Raw genomic sequence first — 17,148 nt, 5'->3', positions numbered from 1 at the left:
ACGCGCTTTTTCGGCTTATGCTTATTGGTATAATCATAAACGATTACATTCTTCGTTAGGCTACTTGCCTCCCGTTGAATTTAAAAAACACTTACCCCTTAATTTTTTTGTTTGAAAATGTGTTGCCATTCCATATTTATATAATCTAACGATTAGCAATTAATAGAAAACCTCAACGTTAAGTAATAAACGTGACGACAATAAAAACATGGGCTATGGTATTAAACGCTTATTTTGGCTAACAAGGTTACAGCAGATATGTTTAAACAAAATTTTCTCGCAAGCACCAAAAGCAATATGCATAGGCACTTATGATAATTTACAGCATAATCAGCAAATAAGTCAGGATTTAAAAGATAGAAAACAAAAATTTAAGAACAATTTATTAATAATTAAATTACCGTAAAATCGCATAAAACGGTTTCCTGTAAAATGTCTTAAATGTTTTTAGAGGATTATTTTAACTATGAAGTGTAAACAACTGGGTGTTTTCCTACATATTAAAGATTGTATTTCAATCAAGAATTGAATCATAATAACAAATTATTCCTGTTTCTAAATTCTCAATTTCTAATTCGCCGCCTGTTAGAATTTCACCGCCAGAAAAATAACTTGGCTTTGTTTTTAGGATAACTTTTCCCAAGAGCTTATCATTGTAATAAAAATCCCCTTCATTACTAATTTTATAAAAATCATCAGGTTCTATTAATCCTGTGCCACAAGGACAATCGATATAATCTAACCGACGGCCATCTTTAGTTTCGCAACCATCTCCTCTCCAACCAAAATCCAAAATTTCATCATAACTTAAATCAGTAAAATGATAGATAATAAATTTAATTGGCTGGTATAGTACCAAAACCACAAAAAAGGCAGTAATGAAGTGCGATAAATTTAATTTCTTCATATCAATTCCATTTAATTACTAATGCTAATAATTTACAATTAATCTTTATTATTCACAATAATTACCAATAAAATTACTTTAGTGTTACGCTTGGTACTGCTAAACTAGCTCACATTTTTATCATATATATTTATAAATAAATTTTTTTAGGATAAATTTATGCGAACCAGTAAATATCTTCTTTCTACGTTAAAAGAAACACCTGCTGATGCTGAAGTCATTAGCCATCAATTAATGTTACGTGCAGGCATGATCCGCAAAGTGGCTGCTGGATTATATACCTGGCTTCCCACTGGTTACCGCGTACTTAAAAAAGTAGAAAATATTGTCCGTGAAGAGATGAATAAAGCCGGTGCAATAGAAGTATTGATGCCAGTTGTACAGCCTGCTGATATTTGGCAAGAAAGCGGACGTTGGGAACAATATGGTCCTGAATTATTACGTATTAAAGATCGTGGCGACCGTGATTTTGTTCTAGGCCCAACTCATGAGGAAGTCATTACAGACTTACTACGTAATGAAGTTAGCTCATATAAACAATTACCACTTAACGTGTATCAGATTCAAACCAAATTTCGAGATGAAGTACGCCCTCGCTTTGGTGTGATGCGTTCACGTGAATTTATTATGAAAGATGCATACTCTTTCCATACTACACAAGAATCATTACAAGAAACTTATGATGAAATGTATAAAGCCTATAGCGCAGTTTTTACACGTGCTGGTTTAAACTTTAGAGCGGTGCGTGCTGATACAGGATCAATTGGTGGTAACTGGTCACATGAGTTCCAAGTATTAGCCGACAGTGGCGAAGATGATATTGTTTTTTCAACCGAATCTGATTATGCGGCTAACATAGAAATGGCTCAAGCATTAGCACCAACACAAAAACGCGCTGAACCTACAAAAGTAATGGACTTAGTCGATACTCCCAATGCCAAAACTATTGACGAATTAGTCGAGCAATTCAATTTACCGATTGAAAAAACCGTAAAAACCTTGATGGTTAAAGCCACGAAAGAGAGTGGTCATCAATTAGTAGCTTTACTGGTTCGAGGTGATCATACATTAAATGAAATCAAAGCCGAAAAAATTGATATTGTTGCCTCACCACTAGAATTTGCAACCGAAGAAGAAATCCGTGCGATTGTGAATGCAGGACCAGGCTCGCTAGGTCCAATAAATCTAAACATGCCAATTATTATCGATCGTGATGTGGCTGTGATGAGCGATTTTAGCGCTGGTGCCAATATCGATCATAAACACTATTTTAATATCAATTGGGAACGTGACACTGCTTTACCTCGCATTGAAGACATCCGTAATGTGGTTGAAGGAGATATTAGTCCTGATGGCAAAGGCACATTACAAATTAAACGTGGTATTGAAGTGGGACATATCTTCCAACTTGGCACAAAATATTCACAAGCAATGAAAGCAACAGTCCAAGGTGAAGATGGACAAAACCACGTTATGATTATGGGGTGTTACGGCATTGGAGTAAGCCGCATTGTAGCTGCTGCAATTGAACAATGTCATGACGATCGTGGTATTGTATGGCCAGAAGCGATTGCTCCATTTAGCGTTGTCATTATTCCAATGAACATGCACAAATCCGAAGAAGTTCAAGCAACAGCCGAAAAACTTTATGCTGATTTACAAGCTGCTGGCATTGAAGTTTTATTTGACGATCGAAAAGAGCGCCCTGGCGTAATGTTTGCTGATGCGGAACTAATCGGGATCCCTCACACTATCGTAATTGGTGAACGCAACCTCGGTAATGGAGAAGTAGAATACAAACACCGTTCAGGTGGTGATAAAGTAATGGTGAAAGTCAACAATATCATTGAATTTATCCAAAGCCGCCGTCAAAAAGTATAATAAATCCAATCATAAAAATCAAAATAACAACAACGCATTAATGTAGTTGTTGTTATTTTATCAATTCAAGAATAAGTATTATTATTCATAACACTCATTACACCAAATAAGTTAAACCCCTAATTATAAATTCAAAGTGATATTGTTGTTTTTTTCAGCTAGAATAAATCAACGCAACTCTTATTTTAATTGGTTAGAATAATGTTAAAAAAAACAATCGCATTGGTATTATCCACCTCATTATTATTACAAAGTACATCTATCGTTTATGCTGATAATATTAACCTTCCTGATATTGGTACTGCGGCAGCCACAACGCTTAGCATTGGCCAAGAAATGGAAATGGGCGATTATTATATGCGAATGTTACGAGCAAGTGCTCCCATAATAAACGACCCTGTTTTAAACCAATATATTAATGATCTAGGCAAAAAATTAGTATCAAAATCAGAATCAGTAAAAACGCCATTCCATTTTTATATTATGAAAAGTGAAGTACTTAACGCATTTGCTTTTTTTGGTGGGAATGTCGTCATTCATTCTAAACTAATATTAGACACCGACAATGAAAGTCAATTAGCCTCTGTTATGTCTCATGAAATTGGCCATGTCACCCAACGCCATTTAGCCAGAGCAATGGAAAACCAAAACCGTAATAGCCCTTATGTTTGGGGGGCAACATTAGGCTCTCTACTATTAACATTAGCCAATCCCGAAGCTGGCATGGCGGCGATGACAAGCACCATGGCAGGATCAGCTCAAAATATGATTAGTTTTACGCAAAGTAATGAACAAGAAGCCGATCGTGTTGGTTTAAGAACGCTTGCTAAAGCAGGGTTTGATCCTTATGCTTCATCAGAATTCCTACAAAAACTTGCCGATCAAAGCCGATTTAGTAGTAAAGCTCCCGAAATTTTACTTACTCACCCATTACCTAACAGCCGATTAACCGATATTCGAAATCGTTCATTGCAATATAGCAAAAAAAATGTATCTCCGTCATTAAACTACTATTTAGCGAAAGCTCGATTGGCCATATTAATGGCTAAAAATAAAAATACCGCAAAGCTATTAGTTGAAGATTATAAAAAACTAAACAATGAACAAAGTAAAACAGCTATTATTTATGCTAATGCTTTAGCTGATAATCTAAGTGGAAATAATCAAAAAGCGAAACAACAACTACAGCCATTATTAGATAGTGATCCCAATAATATTTGGTATATTGATTTAATGACTGATATTGATTTAGCGCTCAACAATAGCAGCACTGCAATAACTCGCCTACAAGCAGCATTAAAAAAAGCACCAAACAGTTCTGCATTGCAACTAAACTTGGCTAATTCGTATATAAAAAACAAAAACTATCAACAAGCCGTAAGCTTGTTACATCGCTATACTTTTGACCATAATGATGACTCAAATGGATGGGAATTACTCGTCACTGCTTACGGGGGATTACATGCAAGAGCAAAAGAAATGAGTGCTAGAGCGGAATTAATTGCATTAGAAGGTCAATTTCAACAATCCATTCAACTACTACAAAATGCTAAGAATCAAACAAAAGGCGATCAGACAATGATTTCCAAAATTGATGCAAGAATTAATCAATTAAAACAGCTACAAAAACGTTATGCAGCTTATAAACGATAATTTTATTAACAAAACCTTCTCGACTAATTATTTACGCACCCATTAGTCGAGAAGATAACAAAATACTTATTTATCAGCTAAATGATCCACATTATTGAAGAATTTTACAGTAAATGTCCCTTCAGATTGTTCATTACCTTGCTTATAATTAACCACACTAATGCTAGTATTTAACATTCGAGGGAAATAATCCTCATCACGATGTAAACGCCAATCACCACCATTTAAAACACAAAGTAATATACGTAATACCGTTCCATGTGACACAACCAAAATATTACCCGTATCTTGAGGTGCATTTTTTACAATAGTATTTAACCCCTGCTTCATACGCAAAAGGGTATCAAAATAATTTTCACCTTGATTGACCGAAGCATCAAAATTAGCAGGATCTGTCAAATAAGTAGTAAATTCTGGAAACTCCTTTTTCAATTGAGGGACTTTCTTGCCTTCCCAAATACCAAAATCCATCTCACGCAAATCAGCAAGCTCAAAAGTAGGAATAACTATATTATTTTCTTTAACAATATAATCTCGAGTTTCCATAGCTCGTTGTTGTGTACTTGAGTATGCTTGCATAAAAGGAACATTTTTTAAATGCTGTCCTGTCACTTTAGCACCAAAAATACCTTGCTCTGTTAAAGGTGAATTTTGAGAGCCTTGCATCTGATCTTTAATATTCCACTGCGTTTGACCATGTCTAATTAAATATAAATTAATATCTTTCATTCGTACTAACTACCTTTTTTATTTTAAGATTCTGTTTTTTCATATTTATCTTTTCTTAGATACGACAAGCAAGTCTGCAAAACATCATCCATTGGTGCATTTAATTGCATTTCTTGCAAACTTTTAGGATGAATAAATCTTACGCTTGCTGCATGTAAAAATAAACGATTAAGCTTAGTATCAGCTAATAACGCATCAAATTGCCTATCGCCATAACGATCATCAAAAGCAATTGGATGGCTTGCGTATTGAGTGTGTATGCGAATTTGGTGTGTACGCCCTGTAACAGGGCTTGCTTTAATCAAAGTGGCAAAATTGAAGCGCTCCTCAACTTTAAAACGCGTTTCAGAAGGCTTACCCTCTTTATCAACCTTTACCACACGCTCACCGCTTTTTAATACATTTTTAAGCAGTGGGGCTTGTATTACTTTACATTCAGAAGACCAATTCCCCTTAACAAGTGCCAAATAATTTTTTTGCATTTGCTTCAGGCGCAACTGCTCGTGTAACGCTTTTAGTGCTGAGCGTTTTTTGGCAATCAATAACACGCCCGATGTTTCGCGATCTATGCGATGCACCAACTCCAAAAATTTCGCTTCAGGTCTTAAGGCGCGTAATCCTTCAATCACGCCAAAACTTAAGCCACTACCACCATGAACAGCAATACCTGATGGCTTATTAATTGCCAACATTACCTCATCTTCATAGATGATTGCCTTTTCTAAATCAGCGACTTTATTAAGCTTGGTCGAAATCTCTGGCGTGGGTTTTTCAGTCATACGAACAGGAGGAATACGAATTTCATCGCCAATATTTAATTTATATTCAGGTTTAATCCGTTTTTTATTAACACGAACCTCACCCTTTCTTAAAATGCGATAAATCATACTTTTTGGCACACCTTTTAAATAGGTGATTAAAAAGTTATCAATACGCTGTGTCGCATTTTCCTCAGAAATAGTAACAAATGAGACTTGTAGTTTTGTATGTGGAACCGTTGAGTGCATAAGGAATGATTAATCCGCCGTCAATAAATAAAATCGTTTTACATTACTCAAAAATAAACTACACTATCGTAATAAAAATAAGATAGATTATATTTAATATAATTAAAAAGAAGATTATATCGAAATATGAGGGAATAAAATAGTATGTTATCATTGCTTAATCAATACTCACAAGCTAGATTGGCTTGGTTCTTATTGTTCTTTTCTACTTTTACTTTTGAAATAACCGCACTTTATTTTCAACATGGTTTAGGGCTTGCGCCTTGTACTCTCTGCATTTATCAGCGTTGCGCTATTTTTGGTATCATGTTGGCTAGCATTATTGGAATAATTGCTCCTCGCAACATTTTTGTTCGATTAATAGGTATTTTCATTTGGCTTTTTAGCGCCTATAAAGGCTTTTCATTAGCAACATTTCATGCTCATCTACAATTTGAACCTAACCTAAATGATACTTGCTCAATTAACGTACAATTTCCTACTTGGCTACCATTAGATTCGTGGTTTCCTAGTTTGTTTAATGCTTATGGTTCATGTGCCGATAAAATTTGGACATTTCTAACAATTGAAATGTCACAATGGATGATTATTATTTTTGCTTGCTATTTTATTGTTGGCTTGGCTGTATTAATATCTCAGTTCTTTTTATCCTCAAAAAATTCAATCTGGAGTAAATGACTTTATTTATAAAACTAGCACTTTTTGTTGAGTTTGTTAGAATGTGTGATAATTTTATTTTACAAACGTCACACATAAATGCTTTTGGAATACCACCCACCTATTGAACCTTGGCTATCGATTTTGCATCAAGACGACCATATTGTGGTTGTAAATAAACAACCAGGTATTTTGTCGGTTTCGGGCAATAAACCTCAATTTATTGATAGTATTATTCACCGATTGCAACAAAAATATAGCTACGTCGAATCCGTGCATCGGTTAGATATGGCAACCAGTGGTATCATGGTTGCCGCACTTTCTAAACTCGCCGATCGAGAGATAAAAAAACAATTTCGTGAACGTATTCCTAAAAAAACCTATATTGCTGTAGTGCATGGGCATCTTGAGCAAGATTCTGGTCGTGTTGAATTACCCCTAATTTGTGATTGGCCCAATCGACCAAGGCAAATGGTCGATTTAGAAAATGGCAAACATGCACTGACAGAGTATCAAGTCATTTCACGCAATCCAGACAACACAACACGAGTGCAATTATTTCCGTTTACTGGGCGATCACATCAATTACGGGTACATATGCAAGCCATTGGTCACCCTATTTTAGGCGATAAATTCTATGCCCACCCTGAAGCCTTTACTATGTCTAAAAGGCTGCTATTGCATGCTCAATTACTAACAATTAACCATCCTAAAACAGGCGAAAGTATGACGTTTAGCTGCGAACCTGATTTTTAAAAATAGAAATATAAAATTAGCGACCATTATATAAAATCTGCTCATGCGAATAAAAGATAAACAACTGATATAAAGGAAATTAAAATGCAAAAAATTGTTTTAGCAACGAATAATCAAGGCAAAGTCAATGAATTGCAAACATTACTCGCTAATGCAGGTTTTGATATTATAGCACAAAGCCAATTTAATATACCGGATGCCGACGAAACAGGCTTAACATTTATTGAAAATGCACTTTTAAAAGCAAGACATACTGCCAAATTAACTGGACTGTCCGTCATTGCTGATGACTCTGGTTTAGCGGTCGATGCACTTGATGGGCAACCTGGGATCTATTCTGCTCGTTATGCAGGTGAACACGGTAACGACAAAAGTAACAATCAAAAATTACTTAAAGCATTACAAAATATCCCAAAAGAAAAACGTACCGCTTACTTTTATTGTGCGCTAGTTTTTATGCGACACGAAAACGACCCAACACCTATCATCTGCTTAGGAAAATGGGATGGTTTAATTTTAAATGAAGAACAAGGTGATGGGGGATTTGGCTATGATCCACTTTTTTATGTACCAGAACTAGGCTGCACCGCAGCACAGCTAACAAAAGAACAAAAAAGCCAAATATCACATCGAGGTCAAGCTCTAAAACAATTGATTGAAAAAATTAAAACTGCTTAGCAAACTTATTTATACTCGAAATTGCATATCAAGAAGTAAACAGTATATACTTAATACATTAATGATATTGGAGTTAATATTTTGATTATAATGATAGTAAGTGGTCGCTCTGGATCGGGAAAATCAATCGCCCTACGCGCTCTAGAAGATATGGGATTTTATTGTGTTGATAATATCCCAGTTGCTTTATTACCTCAATTAGCCAACTCATTAAAAAACCACAACACGCCAGTTGCAGTTAGCATTGATATTCGAAATTTGCCTGAACAATTTGATTTTAATAATGATATATTTCAACGTTTACCCGAATCGGTGACACCTGAAATACTTTTCCTCGATTGTAGTCGTAATACGTTAATTCGACGCTATAGTGAAACACGACGGATACATCCATTAACCAATCAACACTATTCTCTTGAAGAAGCAATAGATCTTGAAGAAAAATATCTAGAACCTTTAAAATCTAACGCAAGCCTAGTTATAAATACCGATGACCTATCAGTACATGAACTATCAGACATATTAAGATCACGTATTTTAGGTAAAAAAGAGCGTGAATTAACCTTTATTTTTGAATCATTTGGCTTTAAACATGGCTTACCCATTGATGCTGATTTTGTATTTGATGTCAGGTTTTTACCTAACCCACATTGGGAAGTGAATTTGCGCCCATTAACAGGATTAGATAAGCCAGTAAAAGAATATTTATTACAACACAATGAAGTATCCAATTTTATCTATCAAACCGCCAATTACTTAAATCAATGGATACCTTTATTAGAAAAAAACAACCGCAGTTACTTAACCATTGCTATTGGATGTACAGGTGGTCAACATCGTTCTGTCTTTATTGCTGAACAATTAGCCGCATTTTTTAAAGCACAAAACAAACAAGTAAAAATTCGCCATCGAACTTTAGAAAAAAAATGATGATTATCTTTCAATTTTAAAAATTCGATAATCTATCAATGTTTTTTTTACATTTTTCAAAAATATCTTTTAGTGTAGTTTTATGATTAGCTGAAGCTGGTATTGCCGTAATTAATTGACTAACCTTGGTCAATTCAATATCTGAAGGTAAATTTGCAAGCTTCTGCCTTAATATATTAACTGTTTGTGGATGTGGATGACCAATAACAATAGCAACGCCATTTTTGCGTGCCAATTTTATCGCCAAATCAAATTGCAAGCTAATAGCACTTTCTTTTTGTTGAGCATCTAAAAATACATCACGCGTTAATACTGGGATGTTATAGTAGCTAGCAGCTTTTTTTATTTGAGTCTTACCGATTGTTTTACTATCTAAAAAAAACATCGAATATTGACTTAATGCTTTCATAACTTTTATCATACCAGTAAGATCTGCTGTCATCAAACTTCCCATATGATTATTAGCTCCAATAGCATAAGGCACTTGTTCAACAGCATTTGTCACTATTCGGTTTACTTCAGCTTCATCCATCGAAGGAAATAGAGTGTCTTTTTCTAGTGGCTGTTTACCTAATGGAGCCATAGGTAAGTGAATTAACACATCATTACCATTATTATGGGCTATAGTTGCAATACGTTTAGCATTAGGCGAATTTGGTAAAACTGCAATAGTAATATTAGGAGAAAATGAAATTATTTGCTCTTCATTATGCTGGCGATAGCCAAAATCATCAATGACTATTGCAAGTTTTGCTGCCCATATATAGTTGGAATTTAGCACTAAGAAAATGATAAAAAAAAGGTTAATAAAACAACGCATTACTTTAACCACTCTCTCGGATCAAGTGCCTTACCATCACGGCGAATCTCAAAATATAAAGCAGATATGTTTTTCCCACCACTTGAACCAACCAATGCAATAGGTTGGTCAATATGAATCTTATCACCCACCTCAACTAAAATACGCTGGTTATAACCATATAAACTCATATCACCTTTACCATGATCTAATGCAACAACAAAACCATAACCTTGTAACCAACTAGCCAAGATGACCCGTCCACCAGCAATGGCTTTAACTTGAGCACCATCTTTAGCATTAATCACCATCCCTTTCCAACGTAGCTCACCTTGGAGTGATTCTCCAAATTGATGTACAATATTACCATTCACTGGCCAATTAAACTGATGTTGTGGCTTACCAATACCACTTACGCGAGCCATTAATGCTAGCTCATCAGGATTAGGAGTATAACGAGAATTATTCTGCTTTTCTTCAATATATTTTGCTTGTTTTGCTTCTTCTTCTGCAATACGTCTATTTTTACGTTCAGCTTGAGCAATTTTAGCCTGTAGTTTAGCTTCATTATTACGCAAGTCGGTTAATTTTTGTTGATTTAATTGCATCAATGATTCAAGAGAATTTATCGTGTTTTGTCGATTTTGACGATTTTTTTCAAGTCCTACTTGTTGTTCTTTCTGTTTAATTTGTAATTCTTTATGCAAAACTTGTTTTTTTTGTAACTCAATTTTCTTCTCGATCAATTGGGTTTGAGTATCTTGAAGATTGTGAATTTGCTGTTGTCGTGCTTGATTAATGTAGCTGTAATAAGCAATTATACGATCATTACGTTCGCTCTTTTCGCCCGAAAAAATTAACTCCAAACCAGTTGTTTTGCCTAGTTTAAATGCACTTTCGAGCTGCTTTGATAATATAATTCGTTGATGTTTTTGTTTTATAGTTAATATATCAATTTGTTCAATCAACTTATTGATTTCTTGATCGAGTTTCTTAAGTGATAAGTCATTCTTTTCAATTGAGGTTAGAAGGTTAGCTATTTTGGTTTCTTGTTCTTTAAGATTATTAACCAACTGATTACGCTCTTCTTTTTGTTGTGCTAAACGTTTTTCTTGTTCTTCAATAGCGTGACGTAAAGATTGAAGTTGCTGATTATCATTAGCATATAAAAAACTAATCTTTATTAATCCAACAAAAACAATAACAATAATTTTCTGATAAACAGACATGGCGTTTATATTTATGATTTATAACCAAACAATAATGATAGTATCACTATACCGATAAATAGACCAAGATGCAAAATGAAACCCACACACAAAGTAAGATGATTTGTTTTTTTAATAAAAAATTAGTTTGTTTTGTATCTCATTTCTGAACGGAAAAATGTTTATTATTAAAGTGATCTACCCGCGACTTTACTAATTTTGAATACAGGTCGAATTCACAATAAACGAACACATAACAACATACTAAAAGCTACTTATTGCGATAATACAGTCGTTGAGCTTTTCTTATACACTTAAAACATATATTATTCATGTTGTTACTAAAATGAGGAACCTGACTAATAACATTATGAATATATTTAAGTTTATTATAATCGTATACACCACAACTGAAGGTAAGTTATCGCCAGTCCAATATAGGCAACAATATTACCAGAATAACAAAATAATAGAGGTGGTATGTACGAAGCAATCAGAAGATCCATGACACCTACTCATAACCAAATCAAAAACCTCAAAAGGAGTCATTAATGCAAGATGATAATAAAATATCAGATGATGAATTGAATCTAATAATTCAGCGATGTAAAAAAGCAACAAAAGGGCCATGGATATCATATGTAGAAGGTAGAGATCATACTAGTGGCTCAAATTTTATTCTCACAGGAACTGAATGTAATCGTGGAAAAAATATTGAACTTATTGGTGGAACAATAGATGATCAAGAATTTATTGCACACGCACGACAAGATATTCCAAAATTAATTAATGAAATTAAAAGGCTAAAAAAAATAATCATTAAAAATAAGCAATAAATATGATCGTTTTTTGATTCTATATTTGGGCTATACGTATTTATTTAAAAATTAATCAGTTTTTATTAACAATAATATTTATAAATTAACAATATCAAATAAAAGATTATTTTTCTTATATAATAAATTAAAACGATAAGGTAATATCACATATATACACTATGTAATATTTTAATTTACATCAAAAAGATGGAAATTTTGGTATTAATATAAAATGTTTCATCATTTTATTTTTTATAACAAAAAAAGATAAATCACAACAATGACTAAGCCTTAATACTTATACATGAGCAATATTTTAGGAGTTAGAATGCTTAAATCAAAATATAATGTTCCAAAAAATATTGATAAACGTATTTCAAAGTTACAGTTAAAAATAGATTCAAACAATTCTTATATTGATTTTTTGAAAAAATATAATGTAGTTGTTTTTGATACTGAGGTTAATTTTGACTACTGTATTGATTGTGATGGAGAATCATTGCCATTAGAGGTTATTTTGGGTTTCTCAAAGGAATCTAGAGAAGATCTATTGGCTACTAACGATACATATCTGAATAGAATACCTCAGAATTATTTTGCTGTAGCAACACTTAATTATGGCGATCTACTTTGCTTAAGCCCAAATGGCGAAGTTTATTATTGGGATCATGAAGTTAATGATCTCTATTTTGACATGTCTGTAAAAAATGGCTATCTAGAACAAAATACTAATCTGAAGTTTGTTGCAAATTCGTTTGATACATTTTTATCAATGATTATTAAAAGTGAAGTTGAAGATGATTATGATCCTGATGAAGATGAATATAATAACCCTAACATTCCTTTTCCAGATGAAGCATTACCTTCAATGCTCAAATATTCAAAGGGTTTTTTTACAGCATCAGAAAATAGACTTAAAATTTATTTAAAAAAACTGGAGTTATCTGAAAAAGGTCGCGAAGTACTTGCCAAATTTAAAGAAGAAGGTCTTTTGTAGAAATAGCGTCAGTTAAAAATCGAAGCAGTATTTTTCAAAGAAATATATAATAATTTCAATAGAGTAATTTTTTGGTTGGATGGCGTCTATTAATTATTTTAAATCCTATTGAATTTTATATATTTAATTGCCATAGGTGACAGTTAATTCTGTCACCTTTTTCTATAATACATTAATTATTACATGTTTCTATTTTCTAACCAATTTTTCACAGGCAAGAGATATGGCACCTATATCATAAAGAAAAAATAACTGTCACTGATTTGGCTAAACGCTATAACAAAACTTATCCGAGCGAAATGCTACATGTTAACAACCTTTATTTAAAAACAAAATACGTGAGAATATTTATTCGTTGGTATTGATGATTATTCACATGAGCTCTATGCGGGCATTTACTCCCATAAATCCCAATTTAATGCAGCACAATTTTTACAAAATAATTTTGTTAGCCCAATACCCACATTGAATGCCCCTTATCCTGGATACAGACGTGAACCAGTAAAGCGCAGTTGAGCACCTATTTGTTAAAACGAGTAATAAGCAAAAATTGACTAAACCAGCCTACCCACAAACACATGAGAAGGTAGAAAAGATGATACGAACTTTGAATTGAGGTATAGCATAATCAACAAATATATCAAAAAGCTGTATTGGTGGCATAAAACGTGCTTGGTTACTCCTAATCTGCTTTATGAGGCTATGGGGTACAAAATATCAAGTTTCAAACAGGAAGATAAGCCGTATTTTACAACAATAAAAATACAATGTTAAATATGGTTTTATAAATCTATTTTGGCTGAGCTATTAAAATTACCCCAGCAGAAACTGGGGATTAATCAATGAGCGATTTATTGCTTATAGGAAGATAGAAAATGAGCAAATCTTCCAATAGCGTCTTCAAGTTGACCTGAATGAGGCAAAGCAACAATTCTAACGTGATCCGGTTTATGCCAATTAAAGCCAGTTCCTTGTACAAGTAATACTTTTTCTTGTAACAAAAAATCTAATACGAGTTTTTGGTCGTTATGGATGTTGAATTTTTTCTGATCTAATTTTGGAAATAGATACAAGGCACCTTGTGGTTTAGTACATGAAACCCCAGGGATTTCATTAAGTAAACGCCATGCCAACATACATTGATCATATAAGCGACCTCCAGGAACAATAAATTCATTGATGCTTTGGTAGCCTCCTAGCGCTCCTTGAATAGCATGTTGTAATGGCACATTAGCACATAAACGCATTGAAGCTAGCATATTTAAGCCTTCAATATAGCCTTTTACATGGTTTTTTGGGCCACAAAGCGCCATCCAGCCTTGCCTAAAACCAGCAACTCGATAAGTTTTTGATAGGCCACACATGGTAATGACAAATAAATCGGGGGCCAATGCGGCAATTGAATAATGCACTGCATCATCATATAAAATTTTATCGTAAATCTCATCAGCGAAGATGATTAGGTTATTTTGACGAGCGATTTCAGCGATCTCAAGTAATACTTCTTTACTATAAACAGCGCCTGTCGGGTTGTTAGGATTAATAATTACTATTCCTTTAGTGTTTGGAGTTATTTTCCGTTTAATATCTTCAATATCAGGTGACCAATTTGATTCTTCATCGCAAAGATAGTGCACAGCGCTCCCACCAGACAAACTAATAGCCGCTGTCCATAATGGGTAATCGGGCATAGGTACGAGTATTTCATCACCACTATTTAGTAAAGCCTGCATGGATTGAACGATTAATTCTGATACACCATTACCGATGTAAATATCTTCAACATCTAAACTATTAATTCCGCGAGCTTGATAATACTGCATGATTGCTTTACGAGCAGAATAAAGGCCTTTAGAATCGGAATATCCTTGTGAGGAAGGTAAGTTTCTAATCACATCAATTAATAATTCGTCAGGCGCAGCAAAACCGAACGGCGCTGGGTTTCCAATATTGAGTTTCAGGATAGTTTGACCTTCTTCTTCCAGTCGTTTTGCATGCTCTAGAATTGGACCACGGATATCGTAACAAACATGATCCAATTTTGTGGATTTTGAGAAATTTACCATAAGTTGCTCTTTTTAGTTCTTGTGTTGATATTTTTACTGAAAAAAACAATCTACTCCTATTTCGATAATTTTTGAAGATGCTATTATAGTTAGCTCAATAAATATTATTTAATTGTCTATTTTTTGTGCGGGAGAGTGTTATGAAAACCATTTTAACGGTAATTGGTAAAGATCAAACAGGTATTATTGCTGGTATTAGCCAAAAGTTATATGAATTAAATATTAATATTTTAGATGTCAGCCAAACTATCATGGATGAGTATTTTACGATGATTATGTTACTTGACCTATCTAAAATTAATGTGTCATTTGATGAAGTAAAAACTGTGTTGATGCAAACAGGTCAAAATCTAAAAGTTAAAGTCAATCTTCAAAGAGAAGAAATTTTTGATGCTATGCATCGTTTATAATATTAATTCTATATTTTAAAAAAAGGATAATACTAATGGAAACAAAACAGATCCTCGAAACCATTAAAATGATTGAGGAAGAAAAACTTGATATCCGCACAATAACCATGGGTATTTCTCTTCTTGATTGTATAGATAGTGATGGTGAAAAAGCACGCCAAAAGATTTATAACAAAATTACACGTCTGGCAAAAGATCTTGTTAAAGTAGGTGATCAGATTACTTCAGAATTTGGTATTCCAATAATCAATAAACGTATTTCTGTTACGCCAATATCTTTAATTGCCGGTGCTAGTGATGATAAAGATTATGTAGCGTTTGCTAAAACTTTGGATGAAGCAGCTAAAGCGGTTAATGTTAACTTTATTGGTGGATTTTCAGCACTGGTACAAAAAGGTTATCATAAAGGTGATGAAATTTTAATTAAATCAATTCCACAAGCACTTGCACAGACAGAACGAGTTTGCTCATCGGTAAATGTTGGCTCTACACAAACGGGGATCAACATGGATGCAGTAAAGCAAATGGGAAATATCATTAAAGAAGCTGCGCAATTAACAGCTGATAATAGTAGCATGGCCTGCGCTAAGTTAGTTGTGTTTGCTAATGCTGTTGAAGATAATCCATTTATGGCAGGTGCCTTTCATGGCGTAGGTGAAGCTGATTGTGTCATTAACGTTGGAGTCAGTGGTCCTGGTGTAGTTAAACGAGCACTTGAAAAAGTCAAAGGTCAGCCATTTGATGTTGTAGCTGAGACTATCAAAAAAACTGCATTTAAAATTACTCGTATGGGGCAACTGGTCGGTAAAGAAGCTTCTGAACGTTTAGGCGTTAAATTTGGTATTGTCGATTTATCGTTAGCTCCAACCCCAGCAATTGGTGATTCGGTTGCACACATTTTAGAAGAAATGGGATTAGAAGCAGTTGGTACACACGGTACAACTGCAGCACTAGCTATGCTAAACGATGCGGTTAAAAAAGGTGGAGTAATGGCTTGTGGCCATGTTGGCGGATTAAGCGGTGCATTTATCCCTGTTTCGGAAGATGCAGGTATGATTGATGCTGTAAATAACGGTGCACTTAATCTTGAAAAACTAGAAGCAATGACCTGTGTTTGTTCTGTTGGACTGGATATGATTGCAATTCCAGGCGATACGCCAGCTGAAACTATTTCGGCGATCATTGCAGATGAGGCTGCAATAGGGGTGATTAACCACAAAACAACAGCGGTGCGAATTATTCCAGCCGAGGGATTAAAAGTAGGAGATAACATTGAATTTGGTGGTTTACTTGGCCATGCTCCCGTTATGTCAGTAAACAAATTTAGTTCATGTGATTTTATTAATCGAGGTGGAAGAATTCCCGCTCCAATTCATTCATTTAAAAACTAATATATTTATTTTAAATGAATATTTTCCCTTACTCCGTCTACAGCAAGGTAGGCGGTGGAATGGCAACACATTTTCAAACAAAAAAATTAAGGGGTAAGTGTTTTTTAAATTCAACGGGAGGCAAGTAGCCTAACGAAGAATGTAATCGTTTATGATTATACCAATAAGCATAAGCCGAAAAAGCGCGTTGTAACTCAGCCGTTGAGTTGAAACGTTGGCCTTTTACAAATTCCGTTTTAATTGTTTTAAATGTCGCTTCCG

General features: G+C 34.1%; 18 protein-coding genes. 11 read left to right on the top strand and 7 right to left on the bottom strand.

The features are described 5' to 3' along the window. Positions 1-115: IS3 family transposase (locus B9N71_RS13640; RefSeq protein ID WP_143422145.1), on the top strand; the 115-nt coding region annotated here is incomplete at its 5' end. A 399-nt stretch (positions 116-514) separates the two neighbouring features. Here the strand turns inward: B9N71_RS13640 and B9N71_RS12025 are convergent. Then, complete coding sequence (locus tag B9N71_RS12025; RefSeq protein ID WP_085166081.1) at positions 515-907, bottom strand: hypothetical protein; 393 nt, start codon at positions 905-907, stop codon at positions 515-517. 159 nt (positions 908-1,066) lie between these two features. Between B9N71_RS12025 and proS the strand changes: the two genes are divergently transcribed. Both proS and bepA read left to right on the top strand, forming a co-directional pair. Further along, entirely contained in the window at positions 1,067-2,788 is a 1,722-nt protein-coding gene (proS, locus tag B9N71_RS12020) for a proline--tRNA ligase (protein WP_085166080.1), read from the top strand. 201 nt (positions 2,789-2,989) lie between these two features. Continuing rightward, entirely contained in the window at positions 2,990-4,441 is a 1,452-nt protein-coding gene (gene bepA / locus B9N71_RS12015) for a beta-barrel assembly-enhancing protease (RefSeq protein WP_143422144.1), read from the top strand. Between the two features lie 66 nt (positions 4,442-4,507). Here the strand turns inward: bepA and B9N71_RS12010 are convergent, their stop codons facing one another. Together B9N71_RS12010 and rluC are read right to left on the bottom strand one after the other, a co-directional pair. Then, positions 4,508-5,170: a histidine phosphatase family protein gene (locus B9N71_RS12010; RefSeq protein ID WP_065561544.1), complete on the bottom strand. Its 663-nt coding sequence runs from the start codon at positions 5,168-5,170 to the stop codon at positions 4,508-4,510. 23 nt (positions 5,171-5,193) lie between these two features. Further along, positions 5,194-6,177 carry a 23S rRNA pseudouridine(955/2504/2580) synthase RluC gene (gene rluC, locus B9N71_RS12005; protein ID WP_085166078.1) on the bottom strand — a complete coding sequence of 328 codons (984 nt, stop codon included), beginning with the start codon at positions 6,175-6,177 and terminating at the stop codon, positions 5,194-5,196. A 144-nt stretch (positions 6,178-6,321) separates the two neighbouring features. Here rluC and dsbB point away from each other — a divergent pair, with 144 nt between their 5' ends. The 4 genes from dsbB to rapZ all read left to right on the top strand — a co-directional run bounded on the left by dsbB (position 6,322) and on the right by rapZ (position 9,198). Then, complete coding sequence (gene dsbB / locus B9N71_RS12000; protein WP_034913950.1) at positions 6,322-6,855, top strand: disulfide bond formation protein DsbB; 534 nt, start codon at positions 6,322-6,324, stop codon at positions 6,853-6,855. A gap of 78 nt (positions 6,856-6,933) precedes the next feature. Beyond that, positions 6,934-7,590: a bifunctional tRNA pseudouridine(32) synthase/23S rRNA pseudouridine(746) synthase RluA gene (gene rluA / locus B9N71_RS11995; protein WP_065590656.1), complete on the top strand. Its 657-nt coding sequence runs from the start codon at positions 6,934-6,936 to the stop codon at positions 7,588-7,590. An 84-nt stretch (positions 7,591-7,674) separates the two neighbouring features. Continuing rightward, entirely contained in the window at positions 7,675-8,268 is a 594-nt protein-coding gene (locus B9N71_RS11990; protein ID WP_085166077.1) for an XTP/dITP diphosphatase, read from the top strand. 81 nt (positions 8,269-8,349) lie between these two features. After that, positions 8,350-9,198 (top strand): RNase adapter RapZ, encoded by an 849-nt coding sequence (gene rapZ / locus B9N71_RS11985; RefSeq protein ID WP_065590654.1) that lies wholly within the window; start codon positions 8,350-8,352, stop codon positions 9,196-9,198. A gap of 16 nt (positions 9,199-9,214) precedes the next feature. On the opposite strand, the gene B9N71_RS11980 is transcribed toward rapZ, so the two are convergent. Then, positions 9,215-10,018: a divergent polysaccharide deacetylase family protein gene (locus tag B9N71_RS11980; RefSeq protein ID WP_085166076.1), complete on the bottom strand. Its 804-nt coding sequence runs from the start codon at positions 10,016-10,018 to the stop codon at positions 9,215-9,217. Further along, on the bottom strand, positions 10,018-11,226 hold the full coding sequence (gene envC / locus B9N71_RS11975) for a murein hydrolase activator EnvC (RefSeq protein ID WP_065590652.1): 1,209 nt from the start codon (positions 11,224-11,226) through the stop codon (positions 10,018-10,020). Before envC ends, B9N71_RS11980 begins: the two co-directional genes overlap by 1 nt. A 530-nt stretch (positions 11,227-11,756) precedes the next feature. On the opposite strand from envC, the gene B9N71_RS11970 reads away from it, so the two are divergent. Continuing rightward, a complete protein-coding gene (locus tag B9N71_RS11970; RefSeq protein ID WP_065611537.1) occupies positions 11,757-12,041 on the top strand; it encodes a hypothetical protein in 285 nt (94 codons plus the stop codon). A gap of 310 nt (positions 12,042-12,351) precedes the next feature. Continuing rightward, entirely contained in the window at positions 12,352-13,020 is a 669-nt protein-coding gene (locus B9N71_RS11965) for an SMI1/KNR4 family protein (RefSeq protein ID WP_167370114.1), read from the top strand. 851 nt (positions 13,021-13,871) lie between these two features. Here the strand turns inward: B9N71_RS11965 and B9N71_RS11960 are convergent. After that, positions 13,872-15,086: a pyridoxal phosphate-dependent aminotransferase gene (locus tag B9N71_RS11960; RefSeq protein ID WP_085166074.1), complete on the bottom strand. Its 1,215-nt coding sequence runs from the start codon at positions 15,084-15,086 to the stop codon at positions 13,872-13,874. Positions 15,087-15,226: 140 nt separating this feature from the next. Here B9N71_RS11960 and B9N71_RS11955 point away from each other — a divergent pair, with 140 nt between their 5' ends. Together B9N71_RS11955 and B9N71_RS11950 are read left to right on the top strand one after the other, a co-directional pair. Further along, on the top strand, positions 15,227-15,496 hold the full coding sequence (locus tag B9N71_RS11955; RefSeq protein WP_034914900.1) for an ACT domain-containing protein: 270 nt from the start codon (positions 15,227-15,229) through the stop codon (positions 15,494-15,496). Positions 15,497-15,531: 35 nt separating this feature from the next. Beyond that, on the top strand, positions 15,532-16,887 hold the full coding sequence (locus B9N71_RS11950; protein WP_085166073.1) for a PFL family protein: 1,356 nt from the start codon (positions 15,532-15,534) through the stop codon (positions 16,885-16,887). A gap of 73 nt (positions 16,888-16,960) precedes the next feature. Here the strand turns inward: B9N71_RS11950 and B9N71_RS11945 are convergent. Further along, on the bottom strand, positions 16,961-17,148 hold a 188-nt coding region (locus tag B9N71_RS11945; protein ID WP_143421972.1), incomplete at its 5' end, for an IS3 family transposase.

The organism is Gilliamella bombi, assembly GCF_900103255.1.
Taxonomy (GTDB): domain Bacteria; phylum Pseudomonadota; class Gammaproteobacteria; order Enterobacterales; family Orbaceae; genus Gilliamella; species Gilliamella bombi.
The sequence above is the reverse complement of the archived record's forward strand: the minus strand, read 5'-3'. Positions and strand labels throughout refer to the sequence as shown.